The sequence below is a fragment of the Rugamonas apoptosis genome (assembly GCF_014042355.1).
GTDB classification, from domain to species: domain Bacteria; phylum Pseudomonadota; class Gammaproteobacteria; order Burkholderiales; family Burkholderiaceae_D; genus Rugamonas; species Rugamonas apoptosis.
Genome location: NZ_JACEZU010000003.1, coordinates 231191 through 245949 on the forward strand (window position 1 = coordinate 231191; position 14759 = coordinate 245949).

Below are 14759 nucleotides of genomic sequence, written 5' to 3' on the forward strand. Positions count from 1 at the left end.
GATGAGCAACGATTTGCCGGTGCGGCCCGACACGCCGTGCGTGGCCGTCTGTTCCACCACCTTCGACGAGATTTGCCGCGGCTGCGGGCGCAGCGTGGTGGAGGTGGCGCACTGGGTGGCCATGACGGCCGATCAGAAGGAAGTGGTGTGGCAGCGTATCCTGGCCCAGGGTTACCCGCGCCGCAACACCTGACGTCTGACGCGGCATGGCGGCCTGGGCGCCGCCGTCCGCCGCGACTAATTAATAGGTGCCGATGAAGTTCTTCTTGCCGATATCGAGGCCGTTGTGGCGCAGGATGTCGTAAGCCGTGGTGGCGTGGAAGAAGAAGTGGGGCAGCGCGTAATGCAGCAGATAGGCCTGGCCCGTGAAGTGCTTGGTCTTCTCGCCGCTGCCGGTGGTGATGGCGCGTTCCTCGCTGCCGGCGATCTGTTCCTGCGGCACGGTGTCGATGAAGGCCAGCGTCTTGACGATGCGCGCCTTCAGGTCGGCGAAGCTGCGCTCATTGTCCTCGAACGCGGGCACGTCCACGCCGCCCAGGCGCGCGCTGCAGCCTTTGGCGAAGTCGCAGGCGATCTGGATCTGGCGGATGAAGGGCAGCATGTCCGGATACAGTCGGAATTGCAGCAGGGCTTGCGGGTCGATTTTTTTCTCGTCGGCGTGGGTTTCGGCCTTGTCGAGGATGGCCAGCAAGCTGTTCAGTATTTGTTTGAACACTGGCACGGATGCGGAGTACATGGATAGGGTCATGGCGATTCCTCAGGTTGGGAGCGCAGATCATAGCCTGCCTGCGGTTTTTTTGCTGGCGGCGACCGAACTGTGCCATCAGGCGCGCCGGCGGATGACTTTTGCGTGTCTTTCCGTGCATAATTCTGTATAGAACAACGAATCGACCAACCAGCTTGATGATGCAAACTGATAAAACAGGCCGCTGCGGCGCGTCACGTGCATGACCAGTGCCCTCTACCAGCAGGTGCGTCAGCGGCTGACCGCGTTGTACGGCCTGTCCATCTATGGCGCGCTGCTGCTGGTGGTGTTCGGCGGCCTGGTGATTCCGGCCATGATAGGCAGTTACCTGCTGATCGGCGTGCACGAGCAGCAGTCGGCCAAGGTGGCACTGAACGAGGCGCTGCAGCGCAACGCCGACATCCTGGCGCTGGGCATGCAGGAATCGCTGTGGAACATGAATGCGGAATCGGCCCATTCGCTGGTCGAATCCGTCATGCGCGACCGTTCGGTGTTGCAGGTGGAAGTGACGGGGCAGGCCGATACCCAGTTCATCAGCGTGCAGTCGCCGCGCCGCGCCACCGGCCACGTGTTCCGCGCCGAGCGCGAAATCCTGGTGCGGGGCGAACATATCGGCCGCATCATGGTCGAGATGGACGACGCGCGCAGCCAGCAGGACTTGCGCGAGAAGCAGCTGTCCTATGTGTTCGTGCTGGCGGCCCAGCTCACCGTGTCGCTGCTGCTGATCATACTGTTCCTGAATAAGCGCCTGATCAAGCCCTTGCGCAAGCTGATGCGCTTTTCCGACCGCCTGTCCCATGGCGACTTCGAAACCCAGCTCGACCTGACCGGCAGCGATGAACTGGGGCGCCTGGCCGGCCAGCTGGAGCAGATGCGGGTGGCCATCAAGCACCTGTTCGAAGATATCGGCCAGCGCGAGGAACGCTTCCGCACCATCGTGACCCAGGTGCCGGGCGCCGTGTTCCGCTTCCGGCCGGATGGTCCGATCGACTTCGTGTCGGACGCCATCGAAGGCATTTGCGGCTACTCGGCCGCCCAGTTCATGCGCAGCACCACCCACGCGTGGGCCAACCTGATCTGCCCGGAAGACCGCAAGGCGCAGCGTCGCTGCGTGGCCCAGGCCGTGCGCGATGGCCAGCCGTACGAGATCGAATACCGCATCACCGACGCCAACGGCATCGAGCGCTGGGTGGCCGAGAATGGCCAGCCGCAGATGGCGGACGGCGACCATGATTCGCCCTGGGTGGACGGCATCATCTCCGACATCAGCCAGCGCAAGCATAACGAGATGCGCATCGAAGCCCTGCTGGCCGAACAAAGCGCGATTCTCGATAACGTGATGTTCGGCGTGATGTTCGTGCGTAACCGTACCATCGTCTCCGTCAACCGCCGCTGCGAGGAATTGTTCGGCTACGAGCCGGGCGCCATGACGGGCAGCTCCACCGCCATCGTGTTCCCCAACGCGTTTGACTTCGAGGCGGCCGGCGCGCGCCAGTACTCGTCGCTGGCCTCGGGCGACTACTTCAGCGAGGAACGCAACTACCGGCGCAAGGACGGCAGCCTGTTCTGGTGCATGGTGAGCGGCTGCGCGATCGACCAGAACCGCCCCAACGAGGGCAGCATCTGGGTCTATGCCGACATCTCGGCCCGCAAGGAGGCCGAGGAAAAGCTGCGCCTGTCGGCCACGGTGCTGGAACACATCGCCGACGGCGTGATGGTGGTGGATGCGGCCGGCAAGATCGTCGCCGTCAATCCGGCCTTCACCCAGATCACGGGCTACAGCGAGCAGGAGGCGCTGGGCCGGGACCGCACGCTCACGCGCTCGGGCCGCCACGACGACGCGTTCTACCAGAGCCTGTGGACGGAACTGGTGACCACCGGTTTCTGGCGCGGCGAGATCTGGAACCTGCGCAAGAGCGGCGAGCTGTATCTGGAATGGCTGACGGTGAGCGCCGTGCGCGACAACCGGGGCCAGACCACGCACTACGTGGGCGTGTTCAGCGACATCACGCAAGTGAAGGAGTCGCAGGAGAAGCTGGACCACCTGGCGCACCACGATCCGCTCACGGCGCTGCCCAACCGCCTGCTGTTTAACGACCGCCTGCAGCACGCGCTGCAGCGGGCCACGCGCGACCACGAACAACTGGCGCTGCTGTTCATCGACCTGGACCGCTTCAAGAACGTCAACGACACGCTGGGCCACCACATCGGCGACGAACTGCTCAAGCAGGTGGCCAAGGCGCTGCAGGAAAAGCTGCGCGAAGGCGACACGCTGGCGCGCCTGGGGGGCGATGAATTCATCGTGCTGCTGGAGAATGTGGATGGCCAGCACGGCGCCGGCCTGGTGTCGGACAAGCTGGTGGCCATGTTCGAGCAGCCCTTCATCGTGGCGGGGCACGAACTGTTCGTCACCTGCAGCGTGGGCATCAGCCTGTTCCCGACCGACGCCACCGACCTCAATATGCTGATCCGCAACGCCGACGTGGCCATGTACCAGGCCAAGGCGCGCGGGCGCAATGGCTACAGCTTCTACGCGCCGTCCATGACGGGCGAGGGCGTGGAGCGCTTGCGGCTGGAGACCTTCCTGCGCCGTTCGATCGAGAAAGAGGAGATCTTCCTCAACTACCAGCCGCAGGTGGAGATCGACACGGGACGGCTGGTGGGCGTGGAGGCGCTGGTGCGGTGGAACCATCCGGAGCTGGGGCCGGTGCCGCCGGTGCGCTTCATTCCGCTGGCCGAGGACACGGGCTTCATCAACCAGCTGGGCAAGTGGGTGCTGCACGAGGCCTGCCGCCAGATGATGCGCTGGCAGGACGCCGGGTTGCATGTGCCTAAGATCGCCGTCAACCTGTCGGTCAAGCAGTTCGAGCGGGGCAGCATCGTCAACATGGTGGCCGAGATCCTGCGCGAGACGGGGCTGGAGCCGGAACGCTTGCAGCTGGAGGTGACGGAGTCGGTCATCATGAACACGGGCGACGCGCTCAATTTCATCAATGACCTGCACTCGATCGGGGTGGGGCTGGCGATTGACGATTTCGGCACCGGCTATTCCTCGCTGGCCTACCTCAAGCAGTTGCCGGTGCAGACGCTGAAGATCGACCGTTCCTTCATCCAGGATATTTCGACGGACGTGAACGATGAGGCGATCGCCATCGCCATCATCCAGCTGGGCAAGAGCATGAATTTGTCCGTGATCGCGGAAGGGGTGGAAACGGAAGATCAGGCCGCCTTCCTGCTGCGGCAGGGCTGCCGTCTGGCGCAAGGTTATTTGTACAGCAAGCCATTGCTGGCCGAGGATATGCTGCTGCGCTGGCGCGTGCCCGCGTAAGGCGCCGTTTCAGCGGGCGGCCGGCGGGCCAGCTCCGTACTCGCTAGCCGCTGGGCCGACATTGTCGTCGCAGGCCGTGTGCGCGTGCGTCAGGTGTGCGCGGCGCGCAGCAGCGTGCGCAGGTTGCAGTCGCGCTGCCACTGGCGGCGTTCCTCGCTGGCGGCCGTCAGCGCGTTCAATTCCTCAGCGCTGTGGGCTGATTGGGCCTGCACCAGACGGTGCGCCAGACCCGCGTCGGGCAGCATGGTGCCGAAGAAGGCCACCTGTTCGCCATGCTGGATCAACAGGGTGGGGAAATTCTCCACGTCCAGCTCACCCACCACGTCCGCGTTATCCTCGATATCGATCCAGATGAAGCACTTGTCGGGATGGCGCGCCGCCAATTCGTCGAAGGTGGCGCGGTACGAGGAGCAGGTGCCGCACCAGGCGGCGCAGAGGCAAGCGACGATCCAGCGCTCGCCAGCGAGGGCGGCGGCGATGTCGTGGTGATTGTCGGAGCTGAGGGTCAGGCTGTGCATGGGAAATCGGCTATCGGAGGCGCCCGGGGCGCCAAACGTTCACATTCTACATGGGCGAAGCCTGCGGCGGAGGGGGGGAGGCCTGGAAGTGGCGTTCAAAAGGGCCGCGTATGGCCCGAATCAGGAGAGTGCGGGTTAAAATACGGGATGCCTACGATACTTGCCATTGAAACTTCCTCCGAACTGGCTTCCTGCGCGCTGCTGCGCGATGGAGCCGTCATCGCCCGCGCTTCTTCCGGCGTGCGCACCCATTCCCAGTCCATTTTGCCGATGGTGCAGGAGCTGCTGGCCGAAGCTTGCATCGCGCTCCAGCAATGCGACGCCATCGCCTACGGCTCCGGCCCCGGCTCCTTCACCGGCGTGCGCACCGCGTGCGGCGTGGCGCAGGGGCTGGCGTTCGGCGCCGGTTTGCCCGTGGTACCGGTGGTGACGCTGGACGCGATGGCGCTGGCCTGCCATCAGCAACATGGTGCGGACGCGGTGCTGACCGTGCTCGATGCGCGCATGGGCGAGGTCTATTGGGCCCAGTATCGCTTTGACGCGGGCGCGGTGGCGCCAGCGGTGGTGCTGGCGCCGGCGCTGGCAGCGCCTGAGGCGGTGCAGCCGCAAGGCCAGCCTGTCGCCTGCGGCAATGGCTTCGCGGCCTATGCCGAGGCGTTGGCCGGCCTGGCCTGCGCGCCATCGGCCCACGGCGAGGTGATGCCGCACGCGGCGCAGATCGCGCAGCTGGCCGCCGTGGCGTTCGCAGCCGGCCATGCCGTGTCGGCCGCCGAGGCGCAGCCGCTTTACCTGCGCAACAAGATCGCCTACACCAGCGCCGAACGCCGTGACATGCAGGCGGCCAAGGCGGCCCAGGCGGATGGGGCTGGCGCATGAAGCCAGTGTGGGATCTGGCCCGGCTCCAGTATGAGCCGATGCAATCGTCCGACCTGGAAGATGTGGTGGCGCTGGAGCAGACCGTCTATCCACACCCGTGGAGCCGCGCCAATTTCGACGATTCGCTGGCTAGCGGTTACCAGGCCTGGGTATTGCGCGACGCGGGCGGCGAGTTGCTGGGCTATTTCCTGCTGATGGCCATTGTCGATGAAGCCCATCTGCTTAACGTGGCCGTGTCGGCCGAGCGCCAGGGGCAGGGGCTGGGACGCTTCCTGCTGAACCAGGCCGTCGCGTGCGCGCGCGGGCTGGGCATGGAATCGGTGCTGCTGGAAGTACGGCCTTCGAACACGCGGGCGCTGGAGATCTACCAGCGCTATGGATTCCAACAGATCGGCCGGCGCAAGGCTTACTACCCGGCCGCCAATCAGCAACGCGAGGACGCGATCGTCATGCGGTTCGGATTATGAGTCAGCAGTCTGTCCGCAGCTCCGCCTTTCTCGATGAGATGGGCGTCGGCCCCCTGTGGCAGTTGCGCCATCCAACACCGTCGCAGCCGGACGCCGCGCCCGGTGAGGTAATGGATGCGCCGGCGGTGCAGGTGGCGGCGCCCGTGCCCGCAGCGCCAGCCGTCTCCGCGGCGCAGATTATGTCCGCCGCCGTACCGGTGGCCGCACCGACATTTGCTCCCACCGCTCCCGCAGCTGCGCCCGCGCCTGTCCCCGTGGCCGCGCCCGCGCCAGTGCAGGCGCCCGCGCGCGAGGCTGAGACGCCAGCCGTGTCCGCGCCGATGGCCGCCGCCATGGCCGCCCCCGAGCCAGATGCGCTCGACGCAGCCAACGCATCGGCCGCCGACCTCGCCGATGACGATTCCACAGCCTGGTTCGATGATGCGCCCACACCCGCCCGTCCGGCCCCGGTCAGCGAGGAAGCCATCGCCGCCATGGACTGGCCGGCGCTCAAGCAGGCCATCGCCAGTTGCACCCGCTGCGACCTGTGTGCCACGCGCCGCGCCACCGTGCAGGGACGGGGCCACACGGGCGCGCAATGGATGGCGGTCACTGCCGCGCCGAACCGGCTCGATGAAAAGGAAGGCCGCGCCGTGGCCGGCGAAGCGGGCAAACTGCTCGACAACATGCTCAAGGCGATCGGCCTGACAACGGAAACGGACGTCTACCTGACTGGCCTCGTCAAATGCCGCCCGGCTGGCGACGATGGCGCCGAACGCGCACCCTCGCCGGACGAAGTGGCGGCCTGCCGTCCGTTCCTGGAGCGGGAACTGGCGCTGACCGGCGCCGGCATGGTGCTCACCTTCGGCCAGGCCGCCGCCAAGGGCTTGCTGGGCGTGGCCTCGCGCGGCAAGGTGCATCGCCATGGCGCGCTGCCCGTGGTCGCCACTTACCATCCGGCCGACCTGCTGCGGCGGCCGGAAGACAAGGCCAAGGCATGGGCCGACCTGTGCCTGGCCAGGGGCATGCGTGACCACGCCGCCTGACGCCGGCGACGACAACTTCCAGGCGCGTTTCGAGCGCCGCTGGGGCCATTTGACCCGTTCCCATGTGCGGGCGCTGGCCTGGCTGCTGGACGCACCCGACCTGCTGGACCCGGCCTCGCCGCACTGGCGGGGCCGTATCGCCATGCTGGGCGCGGTGACGCCGGCCGTGGCCGATTGGCTGGCCGCGCTGGAAGCCGATCCGGCGCCGCTGGACGCCGCGCTGGGCCAGCGTTTCTATTCCCGTCTGGGCCTGTATGCGGAGAAGCTGATGGCCTTCTATTTTCAGCAGCACGGCATGTTGGCCGCGCACGGCCTGCAGGTGCGCGCCAACCGCAATGACACGGTGGGCGAATTCGACTTCCTGCTGCGCGATGGCGGCCGGTTGCTGCACTGGGAGCTGGCCACCAAGTTCTACCTGTTCGACAGCGCGCCGCCATGGGATGCCGATGACGGCAGTTTCAATTGCCTGATCGGCCCCAACCTGGCCGATACGCTGGGCGCCAAGATGCGCAAGATCCTCGACAAACAGCTGGTGCTGGCCAGCCATCCGGCCGCGCAGGCGCTGCTGCCGCAGCCGGTCGATCGCGCGCAGGCGCTGGTCAAGGGCTGGCTGTTTTATCCGGGTGGCGTGCGGCGCGCGTTGGAAGGCATCTCGCAACCGCATTGCCACGGTTTCTGGTTCACGCTGGCCGAGTCGGCGGCGCTGGAAGGGGAGCGCTTCATATTGATGCCGCGCCTGGAATGGCTGGCGCCCATGAAGGCGCCGCTGGCTACGGCCCCGGTGCTGGACCGGGCCGAATTGCAGCAGGTCCTGGCGCGCCATATGGCGACCGTGGCCACGCCGCAGATGGTGGCGGTGGTGGTTCCGCAAGATGGCTGGTGGGTGGAGCGTGCGCGCGGCTTCGTGGTGCCCGATGATTGGCGCGCACAGGCGGTGGCGCGCCGGCTGGCCGGCACGCTGCCATCCTGATTTTTTGAGGCTGGTTCAAAATGGCCGTGGCGAGGCGTGGCGACGAAGACAGTGCGCCTGCACGGCGAGGCGCCACAACAAAGCCACGGGCTTTTTGAAACGGCCTCTTAGTGTTTCATCTCGCCGATCAGCGATAGTGAATCGTGCTCGCGCTGGTTGGCCGCGTGCTTGCGCATGATGAACAGCATGACGCCGGCCACGAACAGGCCAAACAGGATGATGATGGCGTCCAGTTCCAGGTGCACACGCAGCATCAGCGAGTAGATCGCCAGCATGGTCAGGATGGACAGGTTTTCGTTGAAGTTCTGCACCGCGATCGAATGACCTGCGCTCATGAGCACGTGGCCGCGGTGTTGCAGCAGGGCGTTCATTGGCACCAAGAAGAAGCCAGACAGCACGCCGACCAGGATCAGCAGCGGGTAGGCCAGCCACACGGAATGGACCAGCGTCATGCCCATCACGATGCCGCCCATGGCGACGCCGAGCGGGATCACGGTGAGCGACTTGCGCAGCGAGATGAAGCAGGCCGACAGCACGGCGCCGGCGGCCACGCCGATCGCCACCACGCCCACCAGGCTGGTGGCTTTGTCATACGGCAGATGCAGCGATTTCTTGGCCCATTCCAGCACGATGAACTGCAACGTGGCCGCCGCGCCCCAGAACAGGGTGGTCACGGCCAGCGAAATCTGGCCCAGCTTATCCTTCCACAGCAGGCCGTAGCAGTTGGCGAAGTCGCTCACCAGCTTGATCGGATTGTGCTCCTGGTGCGGGTATTTGCAGCCGGTGTCGGGAATTTTCAGGTTGAACAGGGTGGCCAGCACGTAGATGCCTACCACCACGCAAAGCGCCGCTTCCGTCGGCGTGTCGATGCCGGTGTCGATGAAGGGCACGTCAAAGCCCAGCAGGAAGGCCGAGGTGCGGCCGCTCACCAGCATGCCGCCCATGACGGTACCGAAGATGATGGAAGCGACTGTCAAGCCTTCGATCCAGCCATTGGCCGCCACCAGCTTTTCCGGCGGCAGCAGTTCCGTCAGGATGCCATATTTGGCGGGCGAATAGACGGCCGCGCCAAAGCCCACCACGGCGTACGCCAGCAGCGGGTGGACGTTGAAGAAGATCAGGGCGCAACCGGCGATCTTGATCAGGTTGGCGATGAACATGACCCGGCCCTTGGGCAGCGAGTCGGCGAACGCCCCCACGAATGCGGCCAGCAGCACATAAAACAGCACGAATGACAATTTCAGCAGCGGCGTGATCCAGCCGGGCGACTTCATGCTGATCAACAGGTCAATCGCAACAAACAGCAGCGCGTTGTCCGCCAGGGACGAAAAGAACTGCGCTGCCATGATGGTATAAAAACCACGATTCATACTGAGACCTGAAAGCTTATCTGGCATGCTTTATACCATAAATGCCCTGCGATCCGAAGCAAACCGGCAACGACCCTGATATGCCTTATGGCCGTGGCGGTCGCGCGGCGTGTCCCCGGTGGTCCCAGCACGGCGTGCGAAGTGGACCCGCGCAGAACCGACCGGCTCCGGTAAAATACGGCTTCTTTCACCCAGCCTCGATTTCCTATGCCACGGCCGATAGTTGCAACCATCCACCTCGAATCCATGCAGCACAACCTGGCGCGCGCCCGACAGTGCACGCCGCACGCCAAAGCCTGGGGCGTGGTCAAGGCCAATGGCTATGGCCACGGGCTGGAACGGGCCATGCGCGGTTTCGCGGCGGCCGACGGCCTGGCCCTGATCGAATTCGACAACGCGGTGCGCCTGCGCGAGCTGGGTTGGAGCAAGCCGATCATGCTGCTGGAAGGCTTTTTCGACGCGTCCGACCTGCACACCATGGCGCAGTACGACCTGAACGGCGCCGTCCACTGCGAACAGCAGCTGGCCTGGCTGGAGGCGGCCACGCTGCCGCGCAAGCTGAACCTGCACTTGAAGATGAACACCGGGATGAACCGCCTCGGCTTCAAGCCGGAAGCCTTCGCGGCCGCCCATGCGCGCCTGCGCGCGCTCGATTGCGTGGGCGAGATCACCATGATGACGCATTTCGCCAACGCCGACGAACTGGCCCACCCCGGCCTGCCGATCCGCGAACAGATCCGCCGCTTCGAGCTTGGCGCGGCTGGTTTGCCGGGCGCGCGCAGCCTGTCCAATTCGGCCGGCGTGTTGCAGGCCAGTGAATTGGCCGACGTGCTGGCCAACGACTGGGTGCGCCCCGGCATCATGCTGTACGGCGGCACGCCGGGCGGCAAGAGTGCGGCCGATTTCGGCCTGCTGCCGACCATGACGCTGGCCAGCGAAATCATCGGCATCCAGGATATTGAAGCGGGCGACATGGTCGGTTACGGCAGCCGCTTCCAGGCCGACGGCCCGATGCGGGTGGGCGTGGTGGCCTGCGGCTACGCGGACGGCTACCCGCGCCATGCGCCGCTGGGTACCCCGGTGCTGGTGGATGGCGTGCGTACCCGCCTGGTGGGGCGCGTCTCGATGGACATGTTGACGGTGGACCTGACCCCGATTCCCCAGGCCCGCGTGGGCAGCGCCGTGACCCTGTGGGGCAAGGGCATGCCGATCGACGAAGTGGCCGAGGCGGCCGGCACCATCGGCTATGAACTCATGTGCGCGCTGGCGCCGCGCGTGCGCGTGGTCGAAGGCTGATATGGCCAAGGTCAAGACCAACTACACCTGCAGCGATTGCGGCGCCATCAGCAGCAAGTGGACCGGCCAGTGCGGCGCGTGCCAGCAGTGGAACACGATGGTGGAGACGCTGCCTGACAATCCGGGCGCCAACCGCTATTCCAACACCCAGCACCAGGCGCTGGCGCAGACGGCGCCCGTGCTGTCGCTGGCCGATATCGACGCCATTGATGTGCCGAGGTTCGGCACCGGCATCGAGGAATTCGACCGGGTGCTGGGCGGCGGCCTGGTGGCCGGCGGCGTGGTGCTGATCGGCGGCGATCCCGGTATCGGTAAATCGACCCTGCTGCTGCAGGCGCTGGCCAATCTGTCGCACCTGAAAAGCGTGCTGTATGTGTCGGGCGAGGAGTCGGGCGCGCAGATCGCGTTGCGCGCCAAGCGGCTGGCCATCGATGCGCGCGAGCTGAAACTGCAGGCCGAGATCCAGCTGGAGAAGATACTCGGCACGCTGGCCGAGCTGCGGCCCGAGGTGGCCGTGATCGACTCGATCCAGACCATGTATTCGGACGCGCTCAGCTCCGCCCCCGGCTCCGTGGCCCAGGTGCGCGAATGCGCGGCCCAGCTCACGCGCGTGGCCAAGACCACCGGCATCACCATCATCCTGGTGGGCCATGTGACGAAGGAGGGTGCTTTGGCCGGCCCCCGCGTGCTGGAGCACATCGTCGACACGGTGCTGTACTTCGAGGGCGACAGCCATTCCAGCTTCCGGCTGGTGCGGGCGATCAAGAACCGCTTCGGCGCCGTCAATGAGCTGGGCGTGTTCGCCATGACGGAAAAAGGCTTGAAGGGCGTGTCCAACCCGTCGGCCCTGTTCCTGTCCCAGCACGACAACCAGGTGCCCGGTTCCTGCGTGATGGTGACGCAGGAGGGCACCCGGCCGCTGCTGGTGGAAATCCAGGCGCTGGTGGACGCCAGCCACCTGCCCAACGCGCGCCGGCTGTCGGTGGGCCTGGAACAGAACCGGCTGGCCATGCTGCTGGCCGTGCTGCACCGCCACGCCGGCATCGCCGCCTTCGACCAGGACGTGTTCATCAACGCCGTGGGCGGGGTCAAGATCACGGAGCCGGCGGCCGACCTGGCCGTGCTGCTGGCCATCAATTCCTCGATGCGCAACAAGGCGCTGCCGCGCGGCTTCGTGGTGTTCGGGGAAGTGGGGCTGGCCGGCGAGATCCGGCCCGCGCCACGGGGCCAGGAGCGGCTGCGCGAGGCGGCCAAGCTGGGCTTCTCGCTGGCCATGATTCCGAAGGCGAACGTGCCCAAGCAGGCCATCGAAGGCATGACCATCATCGCCGTCGAGCGCATCGACGATGCCTTCGCCCGCATGCGCGAGCACCAGTGATCCTGGCGCGCCAACAATTTGATCCAGTCGTACTGTCGTCCCGCACGCCGATCCTGTTTGGCCTGTAAAATCATGTCCAGTGCTGGCGGTGCGTTGACACCGCTGGCCATGCAGGCAGGCGGCGCACGGCGCCGCTTCATTTTTTAATGCTCTTACATTATCGGAACATGCAGTGTCAGTAGAACAAAGATCAGCCGCGCGCAAGATCATGCGCGCCAAAGCGGTGGTGACCATGGACGGCATGCCGCCCCAGCCGGCACGCACGCTGGACATCGGCGCCAGCGGTATATCGCTCACGTTCGAGCACAAGCTGGAAGTGGGCCACCTTGGCAGCGTGGCGTTTGAGCTGTTTTTGGACGGTAAGGCGCACATCGTCACTTGCCGCTCCAAGGTCAGTTATTGCATCTTCAGCGGCGACCATTTCAAGATTGGTTATCAGTTCATTAACCTGGACCCGACGGCGCTGAACGCCATCACCAAGTTCCTGCGTTAGGCGTCGTCCGGCGCCGTCAGGCGTCCGGTCCGCGGCGCGGGCAAAACGGCCAGATGGCGGGGGAAACGGGCCTTGTTCCCTGTTTTAATTATTCGGCAATAGTGGATAATCAGGCAATTCAAGGCGCATCCGCCACTTTCAGGAACCGTCATGGCCACTTCCCCCATCAACGCCAGCAATGTCGGTACGGCGCCGTCGACCGATGTCTACAATCGCGTGCAGCAGACGCTGTCGTCGCAGAATACGGGCGTAAGCAAGCTCAACGCCACGCTGGCGCGCGACCAGACCCGTTTATCCGGGCTGGGGCAGTTGCACAGCGCGCTGGCCACCTTCCAGGCCAAGGCGGCCAGCCTGGCCGGCGGCGGCAAGGCGTCCACCACCGCGCCCGATGCCACCCAGACCGGCAAGAACGTGCGTGCCTTCGTGGCCGCCTATAACGAATTGAACCAGAAAATGCTGGCCTTGCAGGGCGGCGACTTGAAGGGGGACGTGGCGCTGGGCCAGGTCAGCCGCCAGATGGCGCAGCTGCTCAGGACGGGCGGCGATGGCGTATCGGCCGGGGCGCTGGCCAAGGCCGGCGTGACGCTGGACGGCAGCGGCAACCTGCAAGTGGACGACAAGAAATTGAGCGCCGCGCTGGCGGCCGACGCGGGCGCGGTCACCAAGCTGTTCACCAACGGCGGCAAGGGCATGGCCGACCAGCTGGCCGCCAAGGCGGGCGCCTTCACGGCCGACAACAGCGTGATCCGGCGCGAAGCCAGCTCGCTGAACAAGGAAATCACCACCATCAACAGCAAGCGCGCCGTGCTGTCCAAGGCGCTCACCGCCCAGGCCAGCGCGCTGGCGTCCCTGTACAGCCAGCAGGCGCAGACGGGCGGCGGCGGTTTGCCGGGCGGCACCTCCGGCGCCACCGGCACCGCGTTCGACTTCCTGGCTTGAAGGACAACGCTTGCAATCGTGACCACTATGCCTGATCATTTCGGCTTCACAGGGAATTCCATCTTCAGGAGGCGGGCATGGCAGGCAAAGGGTTGGGCAAGCTGTTTGGTTTGGGACTGGCCGCTGCGGCCGTGATGGCGGCGCTGGCCGCGCCATCGGCGCGCGCGCAGCAGGAAGAAAAAGTCCTCAACATCTACAACTGGTCGGACTACATCGCTGACGATACGGTCAAGAATTTCGAAAAAGAGACCGGCATCAAGGTCCGTTATGACCTGTTCGACAACAACGAGATCCTCAATTCCAAGCTGGTGGCGGGCAAGTCCGGCTACGACATCGTGGTGCCCACGGCCCAATGGGCGAAGTTGCAGATCGACGCCCATCTGCTGCGCAAGCTGGACAAGTCCAAACTGAGCAACCTGGGCAACCTGGACCCGGCCATCCAGGCCAAGTTGTCCAAGATCGACCCCAATAACGACTACCTGGTGGACTGGCTGTGGGGCTACACGACGGTGGGTATCAACGTCAACAAGGTCAAGGCGGCGCTGGGCGGCATGCCGATGCCGGACAACGCGTGGGAACTGATCTTCAACCCCAAGTACGCGGCCAAGCTCAAGTCCTGCGGCGTATCGTTCCTCGATTCGCCGTCCGAAGTGCTGCCGGCCGCGCTGATCTACCTGGGCAAGCCGGCCTATTCGGCCAGCGCGGCCGATTATGACGCGGCCGGCAAGATGTTGCAGGCCATCCGTCCCTATGTGACCCTGTTCAGCTCGTCCGGCTACATCAACGACATGGCCAACGGCGCCGTGTGCGTGGCGCTGGGCTGGTCGGGCGACATCAACATCGCCCGCCAGCGCGCCATCGACGCCAAGAACGGCAACGTGATCGAAGTGCTGGTGCCCAAGACCTCGGCCGCGCTGGTGTTCGACACCATGGCCATCCCGGCCGACGCGCCGCACCCCAACAACGCCCACCTGTGGATCAATTACATCCTGCGCGGCCAGGTGCACGCCAGCCTGACCAACAAGGTGTTCTACGCCAACCCGAACACGGCCGGCATGAAGTTTGTGCGCAAGGATATCGCCGGCAACAAGACCGTGTTCCTGTCGGACGCGGACAAGCAGCGCATGGCCGCGCCTGAAGCGGTGCCGGCCGACATCCGCCGCCATGTGACGCGCGTGTTCACCAAGTTCAAGTCGGGGATGTAAGCAAGGGGCTGTAAACGGCGGGGGAGGGGAGAAATGATGATGGCGCGAGAGGCAAAATCCGCGAGGACTTTGCCGCTGGCGCCACGGCTTCAATGAAGCTGGATGCTATTCGTGATAGCGGTCGATCAGTTTGTGCTTACTTCCCCGCA

Annotated in this window: 14 protein-coding genes; 11 read left to right on the forward strand and 3 right to left on the reverse strand. The window is 65.3% G+C overall.

The features are described 5' to 3' along the window. Position 1: 1 nt before the first annotated feature. A complete protein-coding gene (locus H3H39_RS07600; RefSeq protein ID WP_182152764.1) occupies positions 2–193 on the forward strand; it encodes a DUF1289 domain-containing protein in 192 nt (63 codons plus the stop codon). Positions 194–241: 48 nt separating this feature from the next. Here H3H39_RS07600 and H3H39_RS07605 read toward each other — a convergent pair whose 3' ends face one another. Next, the gene (locus H3H39_RS07605) at positions 242–748 is read right to left on the reverse strand and encodes a DUF1993 domain-containing protein (protein WP_182152765.1); all 507 of its coding nucleotides are present in this window, start codon (positions 746–748) and stop codon (positions 242–244) included. Positions 749–947: 199 nt separating this feature from the next. On the opposite strand from H3H39_RS07605, the gene H3H39_RS07610 reads away from it, so the two are divergent. Then, positions 948–4073, forward strand: coding sequence for an EAL domain-containing protein (locus H3H39_RS07610; protein ID WP_182152766.1), 3126 nt, complete (start codon positions 948–950; stop codon positions 4071–4073). 89 nt (positions 4074–4162) lie between these two features. Here the strand turns inward: H3H39_RS07610 and H3H39_RS07615 are convergent, their stop codons facing one another. Further along, positions 4163–4591 carry a thioredoxin family protein gene (locus tag H3H39_RS07615; protein ID WP_182152767.1) on the reverse strand — a complete coding sequence of 143 codons (429 nt, stop codon included), beginning with the start codon at positions 4589–4591 and terminating at the stop codon, positions 4163–4165. Between the two features lie 147 nt (positions 4592–4738). Here H3H39_RS07615 and tsaB point away from each other — a divergent pair, with 147 nt between their 5' ends. The 4 genes from tsaB to H3H39_RS07635 are packed head-to-tail and all read left to right on the forward strand — an operon-like array spanning position 4739 to position 7929. Then, positions 4739–5467 (forward strand): tRNA (adenosine(37)-N6)-threonylcarbamoyltransferase complex dimerization subunit type 1 TsaB, encoded by a 729-nt coding sequence (gene tsaB / locus H3H39_RS07620; protein WP_182152768.1) that lies wholly within the window; start codon positions 4739–4741, stop codon positions 5465–5467. Then, complete coding sequence (gene rimI, locus H3H39_RS07625; protein WP_182152769.1) at positions 5464–5934, forward strand: ribosomal protein S18-alanine N-acetyltransferase; 471 nt, start codon at positions 5464–5466, stop codon at positions 5932–5934. The genes tsaB and rimI overlap by 4 nt, the downstream gene beginning before the upstream one ends. Beyond that, a complete protein-coding gene (locus tag H3H39_RS07630; RefSeq protein WP_229217922.1) occupies positions 5931–6959 on the forward strand; it encodes a uracil-DNA glycosylase in 1029 nt (342 codons plus the stop codon). The genes rimI and H3H39_RS07630 overlap by 4 nt, the downstream gene beginning before the upstream one ends. After that, positions 6943–7929 (forward strand): DUF1853 family protein, encoded by a 987-nt coding sequence (locus H3H39_RS07635; protein ID WP_311196872.1) that lies wholly within the window; start codon positions 6943–6945, stop codon positions 7927–7929. Before H3H39_RS07630 ends, H3H39_RS07635 begins: the two co-directional genes overlap by 17 nt. Before the next feature lie 107 nt (positions 7930–8036). On the opposite strand, the gene lplT is transcribed toward H3H39_RS07635, so the two are convergent. Continuing rightward, positions 8037–9299, reverse strand: coding sequence for a lysophospholipid transporter LplT (lplT, locus tag H3H39_RS07640; protein WP_182152771.1), 1263 nt, complete (start codon positions 9297–9299; stop codon positions 8037–8039). A gap of 207 nt (positions 9300–9506) precedes the next feature. On the opposite strand from lplT, the gene alr reads away from it, so the two are divergent. The 5 genes from alr (at position 9507) to H3H39_RS07665 (ending at position 14610) form a co-directional block, all read left to right on the forward strand. Next, positions 9507–10595 (forward strand): alanine racemase, encoded by a 1089-nt coding sequence (gene alr, locus H3H39_RS07645; RefSeq protein WP_182152772.1) that lies wholly within the window; start codon positions 9507–9509, stop codon positions 10593–10595. Position 10596: 1 nt separating this feature from the next. Then, positions 10597–11973, forward strand: coding sequence for a DNA repair protein RadA (radA, locus tag H3H39_RS07650; RefSeq protein ID WP_182152773.1), 1377 nt, complete (start codon positions 10597–10599; stop codon positions 11971–11973). A gap of 172 nt (positions 11974–12145) precedes the next feature. Further along, positions 12146–12466 carry a PilZ domain-containing protein gene (locus tag H3H39_RS07655; protein ID WP_182152774.1) on the forward strand — a complete coding sequence of 107 codons (321 nt, stop codon included), beginning with the start codon at positions 12146–12148 and terminating at the stop codon, positions 12464–12466. A gap of 150 nt (positions 12467–12616) precedes the next feature. Then, complete coding sequence (gene fliD / locus H3H39_RS07660) at positions 12617–13405, forward strand: flagellar filament capping protein FliD (RefSeq protein ID WP_182152775.1); 789 nt, start codon at positions 12617–12619, stop codon at positions 13403–13405. Positions 13406–13482: 77 nt separating this feature from the next. Beyond that, on the forward strand, positions 13483–14610 hold the full coding sequence (locus H3H39_RS07665) for an extracellular solute-binding protein (protein ID WP_182152776.1): 1128 nt from the start codon (positions 13483–13485) through the stop codon (positions 14608–14610). The last annotated feature ends 149 nt before the right edge of the window (positions 14611–14759 follow it).